Raw genomic sequence first — 1,074 nt, 5'->3', positions numbered from 1 at the left:
GTTGAGGAAGAGCCGAAGTGGATAGTTTGCTACAGCACTATGTATCTAAAGAGTCCACTTGAAACAGGACAAATTGAGTCAGTAGAAATTACGCCCAAAAAAGAACTAGCATATCATTTTAAAAGCTATAAAGAAGCAAAACAACAGACGTCATTAATAGGCGGCACAGTCGAGAAAGCGGAGGTGTGATTTAATGCAAACTATGCGAAGAATTGGCGTACAAATTAATGGAAAGCTTGTAGGATCGTGCGACTCAATAAGTAAAGTAAGCTCTCCTTTATTCAAAGACATTTTAGACCCTTGGTTTGATATTGAGGGGTTTGTGCCAGTGGAACCTTCCTTGAACAAAAACCAGCATATCGTGTTGAAGTGGTTGAAATATCCGTTGAATGACATACCTAATCGATTTTCCAAAAACTATTTTGCGTATGTCACGTGTTTATTTTTAGGACAAGCGCCTGATAAAGTTTTAAAAGCCTATCAAGAATTATCACCTGAACAACAATTAGAAGTCCTAGCAGCCTTTGCAGATTTGGAAATGAAAGAGGTGGCGGAATGAACATGAGTCAAAATCTATCTATCCCTCAAAAAATAGCAGCGGCACTAGACCAGTGTGAATCTTGGTTCCGCTACGATTGCAAAAACTTATGGATGGGAACATCGGCTTTGGTTGAGCTTGAGGGTATGACATTTGATGAAGCACAATTAGAAAGAGAAAAAATAAACTCAGTGATTTTTGATTGGGTAAATGATTCTAAAGAGCGGCAATCTCTTGTCATTGCATATTTGAATCCCGCAACATCACCAAAAGCAGCGCCGTTACTGTGGGCATTGGAGGAGGATGAATGATGATACCGAATATCGAAATCGGGAAAATTTATAAATTATCTGATGCAAACCCGCCAGCATTTGCAAAAATCATAAAAATTTCTAAACACGATGTTTGGAACGATGTTTTAGAAGAGGATGAATTAACGCAGCTTGCATGGGGAGATATGTTTCGATGGGCAGACAATCCAGAAAACAAGCCAATTGAAACGCTTATCCGAATGCTAGACGGCTACGAGGTTGAGG

At 39.4% G+C, this 1,074-nt stretch carries 2 protein-coding genes and 2 pseudogenes; all 4 read left to right on the top strand.

The annotated features are described in order from the left end of the window. Positions 1 to 189 (top strand): annotated as a pseudogene (locus RV00_RS16610) (hypothetical protein); the annotation flags it as partial. A gap of 4 nt (positions 190 to 193) precedes the next feature. Continuing rightward, positions 194 to 559 carry a hypothetical protein gene (locus RV00_RS16785; RefSeq protein ID WP_249024124.1) on the top strand — a complete coding sequence of 122 codons (366 nt, stop codon included), beginning with the start codon at positions 194 to 196 and terminating at the stop codon, positions 557 to 559. After that, positions 556 to 849: a hypothetical protein gene (locus tag RV00_RS15830; RefSeq protein ID WP_071863494.1), complete on the top strand. Its 294-nt coding sequence runs from the start codon at positions 556 to 558 to the stop codon at positions 847 to 849. The genes RV00_RS16785 and RV00_RS15830 overlap by 4 nt, the downstream gene beginning before the upstream one ends. Beyond that, positions 849 to 1,074, top strand: a pseudogene (locus RV00_RS15825) (DUF1642 domain-containing protein); the annotation flags it as partial. The gene RV00_RS15830 and the pseudogene RV00_RS15825, both read left to right, overlap by 1 nt.

The sequence above is a fragment of the Enterococcus devriesei genome (assembly GCF_001885905.1).
Lineage (GTDB): Bacteria > Bacillota > Bacilli > Lactobacillales > Enterococcaceae > Enterococcus_A > Enterococcus_A devriesei.
This window is presented reverse-complemented; position numbering and strand designations above follow the sequence as displayed.

What these genes read in the sequence shown, in the direction of transcription:
- RV00_RS15830 (WP_071863494.1), top strand. Translation starts at nt 556, where the DNA reads ATGAACATGAGTCAAAATCTATCTATCCCTCAAAAAATAGCAGCGGCA.
- RV00_RS16785 (WP_249024124.1), top strand. Translation starts at nt 194, where the DNA reads ATGCAAACTATGCGAAGAATTGGCGTACAAATTAATGGAAAGCTTGTA.